This window comes from Streptomyces sp. NPDC026062, assembly GCF_055568375.1.
Map to the genome: position 1 here is coordinate 211,969 of NZ_JBVHOQ010000007.1, position 19,986 is coordinate 231,954.

13 protein-coding genes are annotated in these 19,986 nt (G+C 69.6%); 10 read left to right on the plus strand and 3 right to left on the minus strand.

The genetic code is table 11. The features are described from left to right. Positions 1 to 41: 41 nt before the first annotated feature. Positions 42 to 653, minus strand: coding sequence for a TetR/AcrR family transcriptional regulator (locus ACZ4LX_RS09040; RefSeq protein ID WP_467642551.1), 612 nt, complete (start codon positions 651 to 653; stop codon positions 42 to 44). A 459-nt stretch (positions 654 to 1,112) separates the two neighbouring features. On the opposite strand from ACZ4LX_RS09040, the gene ACZ4LX_RS09045 reads away from it, so the two are divergent. Beyond that, positions 1,113 to 1,670 carry a lamin tail domain-containing protein gene (locus tag ACZ4LX_RS09045; protein WP_467642553.1) on the plus strand — a complete coding sequence of 186 codons (558 nt, stop codon included), beginning with the start codon at positions 1,113 to 1,115 and terminating at the stop codon, positions 1,668 to 1,670. A 137-nt stretch (positions 1,671 to 1,807) separates the two neighbouring features. Here ACZ4LX_RS09045 and ACZ4LX_RS09050 read toward each other — a convergent pair whose 3' ends face one another. Further along, positions 1,808 to 3,844, minus strand: a complete 2,037-nt coding sequence (locus ACZ4LX_RS09050) for a SpoIIE family protein phosphatase (RefSeq protein WP_467642555.1) — start codon at positions 3,842 to 3,844, stop codon at positions 1,808 to 1,810. A gap of 273 nt (positions 3,845 to 4,117) precedes the next feature. On the opposite strand from ACZ4LX_RS09050, the gene ACZ4LX_RS09055 reads away from it, so the two are divergent. After that, complete coding sequence (locus ACZ4LX_RS09055; RefSeq protein WP_467642557.1) at positions 4,118 to 6,007, plus strand: rhamnogalacturonan lyase; 1,890 nt, start codon at positions 4,118 to 4,120, stop codon at positions 6,005 to 6,007. 95 nt (positions 6,008 to 6,102) lie between these two features. On the opposite strand, the gene pgm is transcribed toward ACZ4LX_RS09055, so the two are convergent. After that, positions 6,103 to 7,743, minus strand: a complete 1,641-nt coding sequence (pgm, locus tag ACZ4LX_RS09060) for a phosphoglucomutase (alpha-D-glucose-1,6-bisphosphate-dependent) (protein WP_467642559.1) — start codon at positions 7,741 to 7,743, stop codon at positions 6,103 to 6,105. Between the two features lie 294 nt (positions 7,744 to 8,037). Between pgm and ACZ4LX_RS09065 the strand changes: the two genes are divergently transcribed. The 8 genes from ACZ4LX_RS09065 (at position 8,038) to ACZ4LX_RS09100 (ending at position 19,976) form a co-directional block, all read left to right on the plus strand. Next, positions 8,038 to 8,532 carry a GNAT family N-acetyltransferase gene (locus ACZ4LX_RS09065; protein WP_467642561.1) on the plus strand — a complete coding sequence of 165 codons (495 nt, stop codon included), beginning with the start codon at positions 8,038 to 8,040 and terminating at the stop codon, positions 8,530 to 8,532. 516 nt (positions 8,533 to 9,048) lie between these two features. Further along, positions 9,049 to 13,338 (plus strand): discoidin domain-containing protein, encoded by a 4,290-nt coding sequence (locus tag ACZ4LX_RS09070; protein WP_467642563.1) that lies wholly within the window; start codon positions 9,049 to 9,051, stop codon positions 13,336 to 13,338. A 216-nt stretch (positions 13,339 to 13,554) separates the two neighbouring features. Then, positions 13,555 to 14,979 (plus strand): extracellular solute-binding protein, encoded by a 1,425-nt coding sequence (locus ACZ4LX_RS09075; RefSeq protein WP_467642565.1) that lies wholly within the window; start codon positions 13,555 to 13,557, stop codon positions 14,977 to 14,979. 89 nt (positions 14,980 to 15,068) lie between these two features. Then, complete coding sequence (locus ACZ4LX_RS09080) at positions 15,069 to 16,028, plus strand: carbohydrate ABC transporter permease (RefSeq protein ID WP_467642567.1); 960 nt, start codon at positions 15,069 to 15,071, stop codon at positions 16,026 to 16,028. Positions 16,029 to 16,043: 15 nt separating this feature from the next. After that, entirely contained in the window at positions 16,044 to 17,003 is a 960-nt protein-coding gene (locus tag ACZ4LX_RS09085) for a carbohydrate ABC transporter permease (RefSeq protein WP_467642569.1), read from the plus strand. Positions 17,004 to 17,140: 137 nt separating this feature from the next. Next, the gene (locus ACZ4LX_RS09090; protein WP_467642571.1) at positions 17,141 to 18,766 is read left to right on the plus strand and encodes a glycoside hydrolase family 13 protein; all 1,626 of its coding nucleotides are present in this window, start codon (positions 17,141 to 17,143) and stop codon (positions 18,764 to 18,766) included. 103 nt (positions 18,767 to 18,869) lie between these two features. Next, the gene (locus ACZ4LX_RS09095) at positions 18,870 to 19,196 is read left to right on the plus strand and encodes a cupin domain-containing protein (RefSeq protein ID WP_467642573.1); all 327 of its coding nucleotides are present in this window, start codon (positions 18,870 to 18,872) and stop codon (positions 19,194 to 19,196) included. A gap of 153 nt (positions 19,197 to 19,349) precedes the next feature. Then, entirely contained in the window at positions 19,350 to 19,976 is a 627-nt protein-coding gene (locus ACZ4LX_RS09100) for a GNAT family N-acetyltransferase (protein ID WP_467642575.1), read from the plus strand. Positions 19,977 to 19,986 lie beyond the last annotated feature (10 nt).

Consider the following 19,986-nt stretch of genomic DNA (forward strand, 5'->3'; position numbering starts at 1 on the left):
GGGTTCGGGACGTGGAGCGGACGGGACGAGGGACGGCCGGGTCAGCCGGCGGGGGCCCCGACCGCTCGGAGGCACAGCGCCGTGATCGCGTCCACGACCGGGCCGGGGTCGGTGCGTTCACCGACGGGGGAGAGCGGGCCGAGCAGCGCCTCGCCGACCGCCCCGATCACGGCCGCGGCCGACAGCCGGGGGTTCTGGGCAGGCAGTTCGCCCGATGCCACGCCCGCCGCGACGGCCGACTCGGCAAGCGCGTGGTAGCCCTGCCGATAGGTCAGCCGCTCCTGCTCGACGAGCGGATCGACCGGCTCGGCCAGCAGCGCCCACGCCGTACGCGGACTGCGCAGCGCACGGTGGGAGAAGACCTCGACCAGCACCCGCACCTGCCGCGCCGCACCGCTTTCCGCCTGCACCGCCTCTCGTACCGCATGGAGTTCATGGCCGGCGACATGGCGGAAAACCGCGGCCAGGAGCTCCTGCTTGGAGGCGAAGTGGTTGTAGACGCTGCCGGTGGCGACCCCGGCGCGGTCGGCGAGCGCGGCGATGCTCGCCGAGGCGTAGCCGCCTTCGGCGAGCAGTTCCCGCGCGGCGGCCAGCAGCCGCTCCCGGTGGGCGAGCCGCGTGGCCTCGGTGCGTGCGGTGGATCGGTAGGCCATGATGTTCTGAACCTCGATTCATACCTTTGAGTTCCACTCAACCACTCCGGGCCGCGCGGCGCAATCACTGCATTCGGCCGGAGTTCGAGGGAACTTCCGTGCCGCTTTCCGGGGGTAACGGAACGGACGTTCAGATCCGTGGGGGCTGCCGTTGTTACGGATTCAGGAGCGGGCGGGCCGGGTCCGGAAAGACGTGTGGTAGGCGCGGCGCGGTGCGCCGGTATCCGTCTGCCCGCTGCCGTGCGGGTGGGTGCAAGCGCCAGTGATTGACAGGTACCCGGAGGTTTCACTGGATGTCGCGTACAACCGCGTGTGACGGAAATGTCTGCATTCTGTAACACGCATCGGGGGCGGTATCCGGACACCGGGCAACCGGGTCAAAGTATGCCTTCCCGGCACTACCCCGGGTCCGAACAACGCCCGAACCACACGGTCCGGGCCCGCACTTGAGGGGTCTTCATGCCCCGTTCCGCACGACGGATCACCGCCGCCGTACTCGCTTCCGGCGCGCTGGTCGCCGCCGCCGCCCTCCCGGCGGCCGCGGACGGCCGCGGCCACGACCACGGTTACGGCCGGGGTCACGCTCCTCGCTCCGCCGTCGTCCTGGGCAAGATCCAGTACAACAGCCCCGGCCGTGACAACGGTTCGAACCGGAGCCTGAACGGCGAGTGGGTCACCGTCACCAACAAGAGCCGCCACTCGGTCAACCTGCGTGGCTGGACCCTGCGTGACGAGAGCCGCCGCACGTACCGGTTCGACCTGCGCCTGCCCGGCCGCGCCTCGGTGCGTGTGCACACCGGCTTCGGCCGCGACACCCGCACCGACGTCTACCAGGACCTCCGCCACTACGTCTGGGACAGCAGCGACACGGCGACCCTGCGGGACGCGCAGGGCCACAAGGCCGACTCCAAGTCCTGGGGGCACCACCGTGACGGCGGTCAGTACCGCGAGAGCGGGCAGCACCGTGACGGCGGCCAGTACCGCGACGGCCGTAAGCACCGCGACAGCCGCCACTGACGCGCCGGCGGCCACCCACTGAACCCGGGGCAGCCGCCGGCGTCCTGACCGCGGCGCACCACGGCCCGACCGCCGTGGTGCGCCGCACCCATGTCCGCGTGGTTCCGGGGGAACGGCCGCCTGCCGGTGCCGGCCCGTCAGGAGCCGTCGCCGGACGGGATCTCCTGCTCGGTCCACAGGGCCTTCCCGCCGTCGCTGTAGCGGGTGCCCCAGTGCGCGGCGAGCTGCGAGACGATGAACAGGCCGCGGCCGCCCTCGTCCGCGGTGCGGGCGTGACGCAGATGCGGGGACACCGGGCTGGTGTCGTGGACCTCGCAGGTGAGAGTGCGGTCCAGCAGGAGCCGCAGATGCAGCGGCGGGGTGCCGTAGCGGACCGCGTTGGTGATCAGCTCGCTCACGATCAGTTCGGTCGCCTCGATCGTCTCCTCGTCGAGGTTCCAGCCTTCGAGCCGGTCGCGGACCAGGGTGCGGGCGATGGCCGGTGTGGTCCGGTCGTGGGCCAGCTCCCATGTCGCGACCCGATCGGGCGGGACGACGCCCGTTCTGGCGAGCAGGAGTGCGGCACCGTCCGGCGGCGTCTCGGGACGGAGGCTGTAGACGACGTCGTCGCACAGCTCCCGCAACGGCCGGTCCGGGAATTCGAGGGCGTCCTGCACTCTGGCCACCGCCTGGTCGCCGGACAGCAGCGAACCGGTGAAGAAGGCCAGCACACTGCCCTCGGCCAGTTCGACCTTTCCGGTGGCGAACGGGGCGCTGTCGTCCGAGAACAGAGGCGGCCCCTCCGGAACGCCGAGGGCGACCGGACAGCCGTCCGGACCGACGGCGACCGGCGCCGGGTGCCCCGCCCGCGCCACGGTGCAGGTCCGGGTGAAGGGGTCGTAGACCGCGTACAGGCAGGTCGCCGTCAGCGGCTGGTGGTGCAGCGAGTCGCCCGGCGGAAGGGACCGGCGTTCCCGGGCGAGGCGGTCGGCGGTGTCGTTGAGGCGGGCCAGCACCTCGTCGGCGTCCAGATCGAGACCGGCCAGGGCGTGCAGAGCCGTGCGCAACTGCCCCATGGTGATGGCGGTCTGGAGTCCGTGCCCGGCGACGTCTCCGATGATCAGCGCGGTCCGGGCGCCGGACAGGCCGATGGTGTCGAACCAGCAGCCGCTGTTGTGCCCCGGAAGCAGTGCGTGCGCGGTCTCGACGGCGATCCGGACGCCGTTGTACTGGGGCAGGAGCCTGCGCTGCACGGTCGAGGCGATCACATGGTCATGGGCGTAGCGCCGCGACATCTCCATGGTCAGTGCCGTATGGGCGGCAGCGGTCAGCGCGAGGGTGAGGTCCCTCTCGTCGAACGGCTCGGAGCCGGAGCAGCGGTACAGGCTCACGAGTCCCAGGAAGGCCCCGTGGAGTTTCAGCGGCGCCACGATCAGGGAGTGGGCGCCGAGCGCCGAGACCATCCGCCCGGTGAACGGATCCGATTCCAGCCAGGGGGTGTCCGGGCCGAGCTGGACGAGCCGGGGCCGCAGGTCACCGGAGGCGAGCGCGTACGGCGTGCCCCGGGGGAGCCGGCGGGTCACGCCCACCGGTGTGTCCCCGTCGGTACCCAGCTGGGCCGCGCGCCGCAGAGGGACATCGGATCCCACCGGGCTGAGCGGTGCGGTCGAGCCGCGCAGCACGTCCTCCACGACCTCGACCATGGCGAAGTCCGCGAACCGGGGCACCAGCGCTCCCACGAACCCCTGGCAGATCGCTTCCATGTCGAGGGAGTGGCCCACGCTCCTGCGGACCGCGACCAGCGTGTCCACCCGGGCGCGTGACTTCTCCTGCTCGTTGACGTCGACGACGGCCGCCAGCAGTCCGAGCGGCCGGCCCGAGGGGTCGTCGAGGCGGTGGACCGTGACCATCAGCACGTGGTCGGGTCCGGGGGCCCCCATCAGCTGCCCGCGGATCACATGGTTCCGGACGGGCAGACCGTTCTTCAGCACCCCGCGCAGCAACTCGTACGACTTCTCGGGGTCCTGGAGCCGGTACGCGTCCGTGAAGTACAGCCCCACGATCCGCTCGGGCGCGACCGCGTCGGACAGCGCGTTGACCCGCACCACCCGCAGTTCCGTGTCCAGGACGTGCAGTCCCACCGCGGACTGGCTGAACAGCGTGTCCAGAAGTGCGCCCGCCATCTCGTCGTCCATAGGCGTCCCTGGTACCGGTGCACCGGCTTCCGGCACGTCATACCCCCATCCGGCTCCGCCACCCCTGGCATATCGGCAGCTCTGCGGACAGCCTGCTCATCACCCACCCGGGCCGCCACCCGCGCTGCGGCGAACGGGTGACGCCGCCCCCGGGCGACCGGGCGCGGATCCGCCACGTCCCGCCGCGGATCCGGTGCCTCCGGCCGGCAACCTTTCCGGTCCTGGCGGGCACTGGGGGGTACCCCACCCGCCCCCACTCCGGAAGGCACGCACGTGGCTCCTGAGCATCCCCGTTCCCCCCGCGGACGCCGCACGACCCGCACCCGCACCCTGATCGGCGCCGTCACAGCGGGTCTGCTGGCCGCCGCCGGACTGGTCGCGACCGGCCAGACGTCGCAGGCCGCGACCGTGCGCCAGGCGGAGGCGCTGGACCGAGGCGTCGTCAGCGTCCACACCGACGCGGGCAACCTGATCAGCTGGCGCTGGCTCGCCACCGACGCGGACGACGTGTCCTTCAACGTCTACCGGGCCGGTACGAAGGTCAACGCCTCGCCGGTGACCGGCTCGACGAACTACTTCCACGCCGGGGCCCCGGACTCGGCTGACTACACGGTGCGCGCGATCGTCGGCGGCGTCGAACAGAGCGACTCCGTCCACGCCATACAGTTCCGGGGCGGCTACAAGGACGTGCCCATCAGCCCGCCCGCCGGCGGCACGACTCCGGACGGCGTCGCCTACACCTACGAGGCCAACGACGCCTCCGTCGGAGACCTCGACGGTGACGGCGCGCTCGACTTCGTACTGAAGTGGCAGCCCACCAACGCCAAGGACAATTCCCAGTCCGGCTACACCGGCAACACGATCGTCGACGGGATCAAGCTCGACGGCACCCGGCTGTGGCGCGTCGACCTGGGCCGCAACATCCGCTCGGGCGCGCACTACACCCAGTTCCAGGTGTACGACTACGACGGCGACGGCAAGGCCGAGGTCGCGATGAAGACCGCCGACGGCAGTACCGACGGCAGGGGCACGGTGATCGGCAGCGCGTCGGCCGACTACCGCAACTCCTCCGGCTACGTCCTCTCCGGTCCCGAGTACCTGACCATGTTCAACGGGCAGACGGGCGCCGCCATGGGCACCGTCGACTACGTCCCCGCACGGGGCACCGTCTCCTCGTGGGGCGACAGCTACGGCAACCGTGTCGACCGCTTCCTCGCGGGTACCGCCTATCTCGACGGCTCCCGGCCCTCACTGATCATGGCCCGTGGCTACTACACGCGCACGGTGATCGCGGCCTGGGACTGGCGGAACGGGGCGTTCACCAGGCGCTGGACCTTCGACACCAACAGCTCGACCAACTCCGGCAAGGGGTACGACGGCCAGGGCAACCATCAGCTCTCGGTCGCCGACGTCGACGGGGACGGCAAGGACGAGATCGTCTACGGCGCCATGGCCGTCGACGACAACGGCAGCGCCCTGTGGACCACGAAGAACGGCCACGGCGACGCCCAGCACGTCGGCGACCTGGATCCGTCCCGTGCGGGCCTGGAGGAGTTCAAGGTCGACGAGGACAGTTCCAAGCCCTCGTCCTGGATGGCGGATGCGAGGACCGGCCAGATCATCTGGTCGACGCCCGCCTCCGGCGACAACGGACGCGGGGTCAGCGGCGACATCTGGGCCGGCAGCCCCGGCGCCGAGTCCTGGTCGTCGTCGGCCGACGGGGTGCGCGACCCCAAGGGCACCGTCGTGGCGAGCCGCAAGCCCTCCAGCGCCAACTTCCTGGCCTGGTGGGACGGCGACACCACCCGCGAACTCCTCGACGGCACCCACATCGACAAGTACGGCACCTCCGCCGACACCCTGCTGCTGACCGGGGCATCGGTCCACTCGAACAACGGGACCAAGGCCACCCCCGCGATCTCCGGCGACCTCTTCGGCGACTGGCGCGAGGAAGTCGTCTGGGCGACCACGAACAACACCGCGCTGCGGATCTACTCCACGCCGTACGAGACCGGCACGAAGATCACCACCCTGCTCCACGACACCACCTACCGCACGGCCCTGGCCTGGCAGAACACCGCCTACAACCAGCCGCCGCACCCGAGCTTCTTCATCGGCGGCGGGATGGCGACGGCGCCCCGGCCCGTCGTGTCGACGCCCTGACCGGCAGTCACCGCCCACCGGGGAACCGGTGGGCGGTGACTGTCCGCCCACGCCGTGCCGTCAGGGCCGCCGCTCTGCTTCGGCGTCCCCTTCCGTCAGGCGTCCAGGGCGGCGGAGACGACTGCCTTGGCCTCCTCCTGGACGAGGGCGAGGTGTTCGGCACCCCGGAAGGACTCCGCGTAGATCTTGTAGACGTCCTCGGTGCCCGAGGGCCGTGCCGCGAACCAGGCGTTCTCCGTCGTCACCTTGATTCCGCCGATGGCGGCCCCGTTGCCCGGTGCCGAGGTGAGGACGGCGGTGACCGGTTCGCCCGCCAGGGTGTCGGCGCTGACCCGCTCGGGGGAGAGGCGTGCCAGTACGGCCTTCTGCTCGCGGTCCGCGGGGGCGTCGATCCGGGCGTACGCCGGCTCACCGAACCGGGCTGTCAGCGCGGCGTAGTGCTGGGACGGCGAATCGCCCGTCACCGCGAGGATCTCGGAGGCCAGCAGGGCCAGCAGGATGCCGTCCTTGTCCGTCGTCCAGACCGATCCGTCGCGGCGCAGGAACGAGGCCCCCGCCGATTCCTCGCCGCCGAAGCCGAGCGACCCGTCGGCCAGGCCGTCCACGAACCACTTGAAGCCGACCGGCACCTCCACCAGCCGCCGGCCGAGATCGGCCGCGACCCGGTCGATCATGCCGGACGACACCAGGGTCTTGCCGATGCCCGCCCCCGCCGCCCAACGGTCCCGGTGCGTGTACAGATAGTTGATGGCCACGGCGAGATAGTGGTTCGGGTTCATCAGCCCCGCGTCCGGGGTGACGATGCCGTGCCGGTCGGCGTCGGCGTCGTTGCCGGTGGCGATCTGGTAGCGGTCACGCTGCCCGATCAGCGAGGCCATGGCATACGGCGAGGAACAGTCCATCCGGATCCTGCCGTCCCAGTCCAGCGTCATGAACCGCCAGGTGGGATCCGTGAGCGGATTGACCACGGTCAGATCGATCCGGTGCTCCTCGGCGATGCGGCCCCAGTACGCGACCGACGCACCGCCCAGCGGGTCGGCGCCGATCCGTACCCCGGCCGCGCGCACCGCGTCCAGATCCAGCACCGACGGCAGGTCCGCCACGTAGCTGCCCAGGAAGTCGTACGTACCGGTCGACGGCGCTGCCAGTGCCCGGACGTAGGGCACGCGGCGCACGTCCTTGAGGCCGCCGGCGATGATCTCGTTCGCCCGATCCTGGATCCAGCCGGTCGCCTCCGACCCTGCCGGGCCACCGTTCGGAGGGTTGTACTTGAATCCGCCGTCGCCCGGCGGATTGTGCGACGGCGTGACCACCACGCCGTCGGCGAGCTGCGACGTGCGGCCGCGGTTGTACGTGAGGATGGCGTGCGAAACAGCGGGGGTCGGCGTGTAGCCGTCGGCGGAGTCGATCAGCACCGTCACGTCGTTGGCGGCGAACACCTCGATGGCGGTGACCCGTGCGGGCTCCGACAGTGCGTGGGTGTCGGCGCCGAGGAAGAGCGGCCCGTCCGTCCCCTGCCGTGCCCGGTACTCGCTGATCGCCTGGCTCGTCGCCGCGATGTGGTCCTCGTTGAACGCGGTGGCCGTCGACGACCCGCGATGCCCCGAGGTGCCGAAGGCGACCCGCTGCCCCGGTTCGGCCGGGTCGGGGTGCAGCGTGTAGTACGCCGTCACCAGCCGCGCCACATCGGTCAGGTCCTCCGGGCGTGCCTGCTGCCCGGCTCGTGTCTGCGGCATCTGCCACTCCTCCGTATCGGTCGGTCGGTACGATCTGCCCGTCCCGTCATTTTCGCCGGTCGCTGTCACGGGCGGGCGTCTGCCCCGCCGCACGGACGGCCGCGGCCGCCTGATCCACCGTTACGTCGGGTCCTTCGCCGAGGAGGGCGCCGTGAGGGAGCGTCACGGCGTCACCGATATCCTATGGAGATCCGGACAGAGGCCGACGTACGTTCGATCACAGGGTGGCCAGTTCACCGTGCTCACGCTGCGCGGCGGGCTTTCCGGCCACCTTGCCCTCGGACAGGAGACCGCATGTCGTCGGACAGCCCCCCGCACTCAGGCGCGGTACTGCTGCGTGAGGCCCGTGCCGAGGACGCCGGCCGTCTCACCCGGCTCTTTCTCGCTTCCCGCGCCGCCGCCATGCCGTACCTGCCTAGGGTGCACAGCGACGAGGCGACACTTGGCTGGATGACACACGTCCTGCTGCCGGGCACGGAGGTCTGGGTGGCCGAGTTCCAGGAGGACGGGGGAGCCGCGGAGCCGGTCGGCTTCGTCTCCCTCGACGGCGACGAGCTCGAACAGCTCTATATGCGCCCCGACATGCGGCGGCGGGGCATCGGAACACGGCTGCTGGCGAAGGCCAGGGAACGCCGCCCGCAGGGGCTCGCTCTGTACACCTTCCAGCGCAACGCCGACGCCCGGGCCTTCTACGAGCGGCATGGATTCACCGCCGTCGGATTCGACGACGGCGGCCGCAACGAGGAGAACGAGCCGGACGTCAGATACCGCTGGAGCCCGGCGGGGTGAACCGGTGGCTCGGCCGTCGGGCCGAGCCGGTGGCGCAGAAGACCTGAAGAGACGAGCGGGGGCCGTGGCCACGGCCCCCGCTCGTCTCTCTCTGTGTCCGCGGCACACCCGGCCGCCGACGCGGTCCGTGGAGCCGGTGCGGTTCGGCGCCACGTGGAGCGGCGCGGAGGCGACCGCCGACGGGCTGTCGGTCACCGTCTCACACCCCTTCCGAGCTGGACTCTTTCAGCGGCTTTCATCATGGCGCAAATTCCTTGCGTTGACTCGGGCTGTCATCCTCCTGCCCGTTCATTGCTCAAATGCCTTGATTGTCATGCCAATTATCGCACGCCTGCCGCATCGGCCAAGGATTCCACTTCTGTCGCAACGGTGGACTCGTTCTCAAGTCTCTGCAACTCTCTGACCGCAAAGCGCAAAAGTCCATCCTGTTGGTGCAGGAATCCAATGCCGCAACAGGGAAGCAGACAGAGCCGCGCCTTGGCCGAGCCCTGCGCCGAGGCCGAAGATCGGGGACGTATGAGAACCCAACGCTGGAGATGGCGTGTCCTTTCCGCCGCCGTCACCACCAGCCTGCTGGCGGTCGGCTGGCCTGCGCTCAACGCGTCGGCGGCCGGCGGTCCGGACATCGCCGCCGGGCACAGGACGGCGGCGAGCAGCGCCGGCAGCGGAAGAGCCGCCGGAAACATCGCGGACGGAGACCGGTCGACGTACTGGGAAGGAGCGGGCGGTGCCCTGCCCCAATGGGTGCAGAGCGATCTGGGCAAGGTGACCCGCATCGACCGGGTCACGCTGAAACTTCCCGGAGACTGGAAGAGCCGGCGCCAGACGCTCTCGCTCCAGGGCAGCGCCGACGGCACCAGCTTCACCACGCTGAAGACCTCGGCCGCCTACACCTTCGCGCCGGGCAGCTCCAACCAGGTGACCATCGACGTCCCGGCCTCCCTGGTCCGGTTCGTGCGGGCGGACATCACCGCGAACACCGCGTCGGAGAACGGCCAGCTCGCCGAACTGGAGGTCCGGGCGGCCGCCGAGTCGTCGGTGAACCTGGCGGCCGGCCGCACGCTCACGGCCAGCAGCTACACACAGACGTACATCGCCGCCCACGCCAACGACGGCAACGCGGCCAGCTACTGGGAGAGCCGCAACGGCGAACTGCCGCAGTGGATCCAGGCCGACCTGGGTTCCTCGGTGCGGGTCGACCGTGTGGTGCTCCGGCTGCCGGACGGGTGGGAGGCCCGCAGCCAGACGCTGAAGATCCAGGGTTCCGCGAACGGCACGGACTTCAGTGACCTGACGCAGTCCCGGGCGTACACCTTCAGCCCGACGGCCGGCGAGTCGGCGACGATCGCCTTCGACGCCACCACCACCCGCTATGTGCGCGTGCTCGTCAGCGCCAACTCCGTACAGCCGGGTGCCCAGGTGTCCGAGCTGGAGATCTACGGCCCCGAGTCAGGTGACACCCAGGCGCCGACCGCGCCCTCGCAACTGGCCTACACCGAACCGGCCACCGGCCGGATCAAGCTGACCTGGAAGGCGTCGACGGACGACACGGCCGTCACGGGCTACGACATCTACGCCGACAACGCGCTGCTCACCAGCGTGGCGGGCGACGTCACCACGTTCACCGACACCCGTCCGGGCGGCGTCACCGTGTCGTACTACGTCCGTGCCAAGGACGCGGCGGGCAACGTCTCGGCGAACAGCAACACGGTGACCCGGACGGGAGACACCGGCGACACCCAGGCGCCGACCGCACCGGCGAACCTGAGCTTCACCGAGGCGACCGCCGGTCAGATCAAGCTGGTCTGGCAGGCGTCCACCGACAACAAGGGCGTCACCGGCTACGACATCTACGCCAACAACGTGCTGCGCAAGAGCGTGGCCGGGGATGTCACCACCTACACCGACGCCCAGTCGACCGGCACCACCGTCTCCTACACCGTCCGGGCCAAGGACGCGGCGGGCAACGTGTCGGGCGACAGCAATACCGTCACCCGCAACGGCAGCACCGGTACCGCCTCCAACCTCGCGGTCGGCAAGCCCATCACGGCCTCGTCCGTGGTCCACACCTTCGTCGCGGAGAACGCCAACGACAACAGCGTGACCACCTACTGGGAGGGTGCCGGGGGCAGTTACCCCAACACGCTGACCGTGAAGCTGGGTGCGAACGCCGACACCGAGAACGTCGTCGTCAAGCTCAACCCGGACAGCAGCTGGGGGGCCAGGACCCAGAACATCCAGGTGCTCGGCCGTGAGCAGAGCGCATCCGCGTTCACCAGTCTGGCCGCAGCCAAGGACTACGCGTTCAGCCCGGCCGGCGGCAACGCGGTGACCATCCCGGTCAGCGGCAGGGTCGCCGACATCCAGCTGAAGTTCACCTCCAACACCGGCTCCGGCGCCGGTCAGGTGGCGGAGTTCCAGGTGCTGGGCGCTCCGGCACCCAACCCGAACCTCCAGGTCGCCTCGGTGACGGCGGCTCCTGCCGCACCCGTCGAGTCGGACCCGGTCACGCTCACCGCGACGGTGCGCAACAGCGGTTCGGTCGCGGCCCCGGCGAGCAAGCTCGAATTCCGGCTCGGCGGCTCCAAGGTCGCCACCGCGTCCGTGGGCGCCCTGGCGGGCGGGGCCTCGGCCCAGGTCAGCGCCGACATCGGCCCGCGCGGCGCGGGGACGTACGAACTCGCTGCGGTCGCCGACCCGGCGAACGAGGTCATCGAGCAGAACGAGACCGACAACACCTACACCAGCGCGACGGGGCTGGTCGTGAAGCCGGTCGCCAGCTCGGACCTCGTCTCCACCGGCGTCAGCACCTCTCCGTCGGCCCCGTCCGCCGGGCAGAGCGTCGCCTTCTCGGTCGCCCTCAAGAACCAGGGCTCGGTGGCGTCCGCCTCGGGCGGCCACGCCATCACGCTGACCCTGCTCGACTCCAAGGGCGCCACGGTGAAGACCCTCACGGGCACCTACACCGGGGCGCTGGCCGCCGGAGCGACCGGCGCCCCGGTGAACCTGGGCAGCTGGACGGCGGTCGACGGCTCGTACACCGTGAGGACGGTGATCGCCGACGACGCCAACGAACTCCCGGTGAAGCGCGAGAACAACACCGCCACCAGCCCGCTCTTCGTCGGACGCGGCGCCGACATGCCGTACGACACGTACGAGGCGGAGGACGGTGTCACCGGCGGCGGCGCACAGGTCGTCGGCCCGAACAGGACCGTCGGCGACATCGCGGGCGAGGCCTCGGGCCGCAAGGCCGTCACCCTCGACAGCACCGGCAACTACGTCGAGTTCACCACCAGGGCGAGCACCAACTCCCTGGTGACCCGGTTCTCCATCCCGGACTCCGCGGGCGGCGGGGGCATCGACTCCAAGCTGAACGTGTATGTGGACGGCACCTTCCTCAAGGCGATCGACCTCACCTCGAAGTACGCGTGGCTGTACGGTGCCGAGACCGGTCCGGGCAACTCCCCGGGTTCGGGCTCGCCGCGGCACATCTACGACGAGGCGAACATGCTGCTGGGCAGGACCGTCCCGGCCGGAAGCAGGATCCGGCTCCAGAAGGACGCCGCGAACACCAGCACGTACGCGATCGACTTCATCGGTCTGGAGCAGGCGACCCAGATCCCGAACCCGGACGCGGCCGCCTACGCCGTTCCCGCCGGGTTCACCCACCAGGACGTCCAGAACGCTCTGGACAAGGTCCGGATGGACACGACGGGCAAGCTGGTGGGTGTCTACCTGCCGGCCGGCGACTACCAGACCGCGAGCAAGTTCCAGGTCTACGGAAAGGCCGTCAAGGTCGTCGGCGCCGGCCCCTGGTACACCAGGTTCTTCGCGCCCTCCGGCCAGGAGAACACCGACAACGGCTTCCGGGCCGAGGCGAGCGCCAAGGGCTCGTCGTTCGCGAACTTCGCGTATTTCGGGAACTACACCTCGCGCATCGACGGCCCCGGCAAGGTGTTCGACTTCTCCAACGTCTCGGACATCGTGATCGACAATGTCTGGAACGAGCACCAGGTGTGCCTCTACTGGGGAGCCAACACCGACAGCATCACCATCAGGAACTCCCGCATCCGGAACACGTTCGCCGACGGCATCAACATGACCAACGGCTCGACGGACAACCATGTCGTCAACAACGAGTCCCGGGCCACCGGCGACGACAGCTTCGCGCTGTTCTCGGCGATCGACTCCGGCGGCGCGGACATGAAGAACAACGTCTACGAGAACCTCACGTCCCTGCTGACCTGGCGTGCGGCGGGTGTCGCCGTCTACGGCGGCTACGACAACACCTTCCGCAACATCCTCATCGCGGACACCCTGGTCTACTCGGGCATCACGGTCAGCTCGCTGGACTTCGGATACCCGATGAACGGGTTCGGGACCGGTCCGACAACGGTCGAGAACGTCTCGGTGGTCCGCTCCGGCGGCCATTTCTGGGGCACGCAGACATTCCCCGGCATCTGGCTGTTCTCCGCCTCCAAGGTCTTCCAGGGGATCCGGATCAACCATGTGGACATCGTGGACCCGACGTACAGCGGAATCATGTTCCAGACCAACTACGTAGGAGGACAGCCCCAGTTCCCCATCAAGGACACGATCCTGACCGACATCTCGATCTCCGGAGCCCGCAGGAGCGGGGACGCCTTCGACGCCAAGTCCGGATTCGGGCTGTGGGCCAACGAGATGCCGGAGGCAGGCCAGGGGCCCGCCGTCGGTGAGGTCACCTTCAACGGCCTGAAGCTCAGTGGCAACGCCCAGGACGTCAAGAACACGACATCCACCATGAAGATCAACATCAACCCGTAGTCCGTCACCGCACCCAGGGGCGCCGTCCGGTCTGCCGGACGGCGCCCCGTGCTGTGCGCAAGCCAGTAGCCGCACGCCGCGTGCGCGACGCTGTCAAACTTTTACGAAAACTGCGCGAGATATTGCGTTCACATGTTGCCGCTGGTTGAGTGTGCCTCGCCCCGGCAGAGAGTCGGCCGAGGGCCATCCACGCTCATGCCCAAAAGGGGATCATCGATGAGAAGTGCTGGGTTGCGCCGCACACGCCGTATCAGCCGTGCCTCCGCGGCTGCCCTTGTCACCGCACTTGCCCTGACCTCGCTCGCCTCCTGCGGCACGAGCAGCAGCAAGGACGGGGACTCGAACAGCGCGTCCAAGGGTTCGTCCGATCCTTCCGCTCCGCTCGATCCGAAGGCGAAGGTGACGATCTCGATCGACTGCATGCCGCCGGCGGCCAAGGCCGCGGAGCTGCGTGAGTGGAACGAGGACATCAAGACGTTCAACGAGAAGTACCCGAACGTCACGATCAACGGGAAGTCCACCCCCGGCCAGTGCAACGAGCCGCCCCGCTTCACGGCGATGCTGAAGGGGAAGTCGCAGCCCGACGTCTTCTACGCCTACTTCAGTGACCTTCAGCAGGTCCTGGACAACAACGGGGCCGAGGACATCTCCGCCTACGTCAACGACAAGTCCGTGCCCGCGCTGGGGGACATCCAGACGCAGGTCGTCGACGTGGCCCGCAAGGACGGCAAGCTCTACGCCCTGCCGACCAGCAACTACACCATGGGCCTGATGATCAACCGGAAGCTGTTCACACAGGCCGGCCTGGACCCGAACACCCCGCCCGCCACCTGGGACGAGGTGCGCGCGGCCGCCAAGAAGATCGCGGCCCTCGGCAAGGGGATCTCCGGCTACGGCGAGTACAGCGCCGGCAACAACGGCGGCTGGCACTTCGCCGCCACCCAGTTCGGACTCGGCGGAGACGTGGTCGACGCCTCGGGCAAGAAGGCCGCCTTCAACAACGCCACCGGCAAGCAGGTCCTCCGGCAGCTGCACGACATGCGCTGGGAGGACGACAGCATGGGCAAGACCCAGCTGCTGAAGTGGGGCGACCTCCAGAAGCAGATAGCCAGCGACAAGCTGGGCATGTTCCTCGCCGCCCCCGACGACATCGCGTACATGGTGCAGCAGCTCGGCGCCACGTACGAGACCTTCGGCCTGGGCCCGATCCCCGGCGCCAAGGGCACCCTGTTCGGCGGCAACAACTACATGATCAAGAAGGGCAGTTCGCCCGACCAGATCAAGGCGGGCATCGCCTGGCTGAACTTCAAGAACCTCACCCCCGGCAAGGGACAGTTCGACTGGGCCCGCACCAAGGCCGACAAGCTGCCCGTGGGGCTGCCGCAGCCGAACTTCTTCCTCGGCGGGAGCAAGACCACGGACGACGCCGCGCGCGCCGCGAACGCGACGATGCCCGTCGAGAACTTCAAGGCCTTCATGGACAACCCCGTCCCGGGCAAGGCCGAGCCGCCGAAGGCGCAGGAGATCTACAAGATCCTCGACAACGCCATGTCCGCTGTGCTGACCAATGAGGACGCGAACATCGACAAGCTGCTCTCCACCGCCGAGCAGCAGGTCAACCAGGTTCTGGCGAACCAGTAACGGACGCGTGGGACCGGGTCACGCGGACCCGGTCCCGCATCCGGACCCGTCCTACTGCGCTCGACGTTCACCGGCACCGAGGAGACACCATGTCGGCCCCTACCCTGTCCCCCCGCAAGGCGACCAGGCCTCGCAACGGACACCCCGGCCCCGCTCGCGGGGACTCCGCCCGCGAGGAGTTCCTGCGTGCCGTGCGCCGCAACATCTCAGCACACGGCTTCCTGATCGGAGCCGTGCTCTGCTTCTCGCTCTTCTCCTGGTATCCGATGGTCCGGGAGTTCGTCCTGGCCTTCCAGAAGACCGAGGACGGCAGAACCACCTGGGCCGGCTGGTCCAACCTGGCGTATGTCTTCAACGACCCGGCGTTCTGGCAGGCCTGGCGCAATACCCTGCTCTTCACCGTCCTCGCCCTGCTGCTCGGCTTCGTCGTCCCGTTCGTCGTCGCGGTCGTACTCAACGAGTTCCGGCACGGACAGGGCTATCTCCGGCTGCTCGTCTACCTCCCCGTGATGCTGCCGCCGGTCGCCTCCGTGCTGCTCTTCAAGTACTTCTACGACCCCGGCTACGGACTGTTCAACCGCGTCCTGGAGATCTTCCACCTGCCCGCACAGCAGTGGCTCCAGGACACCGACACCGCCATGCTCTCGGTCGTCATCGCGGCGACCTGGATGAACATGGGCGGCGCCACCCTGATCTACCTCGCCGCCCTCCAGGGCATCCCGGGGGAGCTGTACGAGGCGGCGGAACTCGACGGCGCGGGGCTGCTGCGCAAGGTCTGGCACGTCACCATCCCGCAGACCCGGCTCATCCTCTCGCTCCTCCTGCTCATGCAGGTCATCGCGACGATGCAGGTCTTCACCGAACCGTTCCTGCTCACCAACGGCGCCGGCCCCGAGGGCTCCACCACCACCGTCGTCTACCTCATCTACCAGTACGCCTTCAACTTCAACAACTACGGCAGCGCGGCGGCACTCGGCCTCGTCCTGCTCGTCGTCCTCGCGGGGTTCTCCGCGGTGTACGTACGACTGAGCCGCAGCAGCGAAGACTAGGACGGGAGCACGACCATGGCATCGAACACACTGGTCTCCCGGCGCGGGAGCGCAGCGGGCAAGTCCGCACGGCGCAGGGCGGAGGGCGCCGCCGAGCGCGGCCGCCAGCGCACCCTGATCTCACCGGCGCAGCTCGGCAGGCCCCGCGGCAGAGCCGTCTACTGGATCGTCTTCGCCCTGGTGATGATCCTGTTCACGGTGGTCTTCCTCGGCCCTCTCTACTGGATGGTCACCGGCGGCCTGAAAACCACCCAGGAAGTGGTGCAGAGCCCGCCCACGGCCTTCCCCAGCTCCCTCCACACCGAGAACTACAGCCAGGCCTGGACGGTGATGGACCTGTCCAAGCTGCTGTTCAACACCCTGTACTACGCCTTCGGCGCGCTCGCCTTCCAGCTGATCTTCGACGTCGCCGCCGCCTACTCGCTGTCCAAGCTGCGGCCGGTGTTCGGCAAGGTCATCCTCGGCATGATGCTGGCCACCCTGATGATCCCCGCCACCGTGCTCGTCGTCCCGCAGTACCTCACGGTGCTGGACGTGCCCGTCTTCCAGCGCAACCTCGTCAACTCGCCCTGGGCGATCTGGCTGCCGTCGGTCACCAACGCCTTCAACATCTTCCTGCTGAAGCGGTTCTTCGACTCCATCCCGGGCGAACTGCTCGACGCCGCCGCCATGGACGGTGCCTCACCCCTGCGCACCCTGCGCTCGATCATCCTGCCCATCTCCCGCCCGATCCTCGGAGTCGTCTCCATCTTCGCCGTCGTCGGCGTGTGGAAGGACTTCCTCTGGCCGATGCTCACCCTGCCCGACCCGAGCAAGCAGACCCTGAACGTGGGGATCTACTCGCTGGCCAGCGGCGTGCCGGAGAACGTGCTCATCGCCGCGCTCACCATCGCGTCGGTCCCCACGCTGCTCATCTTCCTGCTCTTCCAGCGCAACATCATGAGCGGTCTCACCGCGGGCGGCCTCAAGGGCTGACGCCCTTTCGCGGACCGCGCCCCGCCACCGGGGCCCGTCCGGCCGCCCTCCCCTCAGCACTCCGCCGCCGGCCTTGTTCATCCTGCCCCGCTCCCCGGGCCGGCGGCGGAGTCCCACCTGCCCGAAAGGAACGTCACGTGGCAGCCAACCGTCCGTCCGAGGCCACCGCGAACTGGTGGCGCGACGCCGCCATCTACCAGATCTATGTACGCAGTTTCGCCGATGGCGACGGCGACGGCACCGGCGACCTCGCGGGGGTCCGGGCCAAGCTGCCCCACCTCGTCGAGCTGGGTGTGGACGCGCTCTGGTTCACCCCCTGGTACCTCTCGCCGCTCGCCGACGGCGGCTACGACGTGGCCGACTACCGCACCATCGACCCCGCGTTCGGCACCCTCGCCGAGGCCGAGAAACTGATCGCCGAAGCCCGTGAACTCGGCATCCGCACCATCATCGACATCGTTCCCAACCACGTCTCCGACCAGCACGCCTGGTTCAGGGCCGCCCTCGAAGCCGGCTCCGGAAGCCCCGAACGCGACCTCTTCCACTTCCGTAAGGGACGGGGCGCCGACGGCGAGATCCCGCCCAACGACTGGGTCTCCGAATTCGGCGGCACACCGTGGACCCGGCTCGACGACGGCGAGTGGTACCTCCATCTCTTCGCCACCCAGCAGCCCGACCTCAACTGGGCCCACCCGGCGGTCCGCCAGGAACACGAGGAGGTGCTGCGCTTCTGGTTCGAGCGCGGTGTCTCCGGTGTGCGGATCGACTCGGCGGCCCTGCTCGCCAAGGACCCCGCCCTGCCCGACTTCGTCCTCGGTACCGACCCGCACCCGTTCGTCGACCGCGACGAACTGCACGACATCTACCGGTCCTGGCGGGCCATCGCCGACGAGTACGACGGCGTCTTCGTCGGCGAGGTCTGGCTTCCTGACACCGAACGGTTCGCCCGCTACCTGCGCCCCGACGAACTGCACACCGCGTTCAACTTCAACTTCCTGGCCTGCCCCTGGGACGCCGCACTGCTGCGGACCGCGATCGACGACACCCTCGCCGAACACGCCTCCGTCGGCGCGCCGGCCACCTGGGTCCTGTGCAATCACGACGTGACCCGCACCGTCACCCGGTACGGCCGGGCCGAGACCGGGTTCGACTTCGCCGCGAAGGCTTTCGGCACCCCCACGGACCTCGCCCTCGGCACCCGGCGGGCCCGCGCGGCCGCCCTCCTCTCGCTGGCCCTGCCCGGCGCGGCCTACCTCTACCAGGGCGAGGAACTCGGACTGCCCGAGGCCGACATCCCGCTGGACCGCATCCAGGACCCGATGCACTTCCGCAAGGGCGGCACCGACCCGGGACGCGACGGCTGCCGGGTACCGCTGCCCTGGTCGGCGCACGACCCGCACGCCGGATTCGGCGCCGGCGCCGCCCCCTGGCTCCCGCAGCCGGCCGACTGGTCCGCGTACGCGGCCGACCTCCAGGCCGACGACCCCGGGTCGATGCTCAGCCTGTACCGCGAGGCGCTGCGGCTGCGCCGGACCGAACCGGGGTTCGAGACGGCGGGCGAGCCCGGGATACGCCGGCTGACCTGGCTGGACGCGGCGCCCGGAGTGCTCGCCTTCGCCCGGACCGACGGACTCGTCTGCGTCGTCAACCTGGCCGCCGAGGCCGCCGCACTGCCCGCCCACACCCGGGTTCTCCTGGCCAGCGGCCCTCTCGACCCGGCGGGGAGGCTGCCACAGGACACCGCGGTCTGGCTGCGGGTCTGACACCCGGCCGAAGACACGCCCGTCGACGGACCCGGCCGTGTGCGGCGCACGGCCGGGTCCGGCAGGATCGCGGGGGAGCGGGTGCTGCGGCAGAGTGGGGCACATGGACGCTCCGAACGATCTGAATGCCCTGGCCGATGAGCACCTGGCGGCCGCCCGCACCTCCCCGCACGGCCGTAGTGCCCATCTGCTGCTCCACGAGGACACACTCCGCCAGACCGTCATCGCGCTGGCCTCGGGCCGTGCCCTCGACGAGCACAACGCCCCGCCGGCCGCCTCCCTCCAGGTGCTGCGCGGCACGGTTCGGCTCACGGCCGCGTCCGGTGATGTGGAACTGGCCGCCGGACAACTGCATCCGATCCCCCAGGAACGGCACGGGCTCCTCGCCCTTCAGGACGCCGTGGTGCTGCTGACGGCGGTCAACGACTGACAGTAATTGGCTCCTGCTCCGGCCGGCATCGGCGTAGCCGAAACCCGCCTGCTCCGGTCGGCTCCGGCGTAGCCGAAACCCGCCTGTCCCGGCCCGCGTCGGCGTTGCCGAAACGTCTTGTGGGAGCGCTCTCAGATTCGGCAGGATGAGGTGGTGACCCGACTTCCCGGCCCACGGGCCTACCGATCCGCCGACCGCGCGGCGCTCGCCGACATATGCGTCCGGACGGCCGACAACGGCGGCGACTCCCGGCACCTGTACGCGGACCTGGAGCTGATGCCGTCGATTTTCGCCGCGCCGTACGCGTACCTGGAGCCCGACCTGGCGTTCGTCATGGACGACGGCACGGGCCGTGCGGTCGGCTACATCCTGGGGACGGCCGACACCCCGCGCTTCGTGACCGAGTTCCGCACGCGGTGGCTGCCCCTGGTCGAGGACCGTTACCCGAAGCCGGAGGGGGACGCGCGGAGCCCCAGTGACGAAATGACCGGCCTCCTGCACGACCCGGAGCGGATGGTCCTGCCCGAACTCGCGGACCACCCCGCGCATCTGCACATCGACCTGCTGCCCGACTGGCAGCGCAAGGGGTACGGGAAGGAGCTGATGCGCACCTTCCTCGCCGCCCTGGACGCCAAGGGGGTCAAGGGCGTTCACCTGTCCATGCTCACGGCCAACACCCCTGCCAGGGCCTTCTACGACCGGCTCGGCTTCGCCGAGGTGGAGGTCCCCGACCCCGGCCCCGTCACCTACCTGGTGCGCTCCACGGAGGCGGACCTGTAGTCCGTCGCCC

Coding starts and splice junctions, on each gene's coding strand:
- ACZ4LX_RS09040 (WP_467642551.1), bottom strand. CDS start 653: ATGGCCTACCGATCCACCGCACGCACCGAGGCCACGCGGCTCGCCCAC.
- ACZ4LX_RS09045 (WP_467642553.1), top strand. CDS start 1,113: ATGCCCCGTTCCGCACGACGGATCACCGCCGCCGTACTCGCTTCCGGC.
- ACZ4LX_RS09050 (WP_467642555.1), bottom strand. CDS start 3,844: ATGGACGACGAGATGGCGGGCGCACTTCTGGACACGCTGTTCAGCCAG.
- pgm (WP_467642559.1), bottom strand. CDS start 7,743: ATGCCGCAGACACGAGCCGGGCAGCAGGCACGCCCGGAGGACCTGACC.
- ACZ4LX_RS09065 (WP_467642561.1), top strand. CDS start 8,038: ATGTCGTCGGACAGCCCCCCGCACTCAGGCGCGGTACTGCTGCGTGAG.
- ACZ4LX_RS09070 (WP_467642563.1), top strand. CDS start 9,049: ATGAGAACCCAACGCTGGAGATGGCGTGTCCTTTCCGCCGCCGTCACC.
- ACZ4LX_RS09075 (WP_467642565.1), top strand. CDS start 13,555: ATGAGAAGTGCTGGGTTGCGCCGCACACGCCGTATCAGCCGTGCCTCC.
- ACZ4LX_RS09080 (WP_467642567.1), top strand. CDS start 15,069: ATGTCGGCCCCTACCCTGTCCCCCCGCAAGGCGACCAGGCCTCGCAAC.
- ACZ4LX_RS09085 (WP_467642569.1), top strand. CDS start 16,044: ATGGCATCGAACACACTGGTCTCCCGGCGCGGGAGCGCAGCGGGCAAG.
- ACZ4LX_RS09095 (WP_467642573.1), top strand. CDS start 18,870: ATGGACGCTCCGAACGATCTGAATGCCCTGGCCGATGAGCACCTGGCG.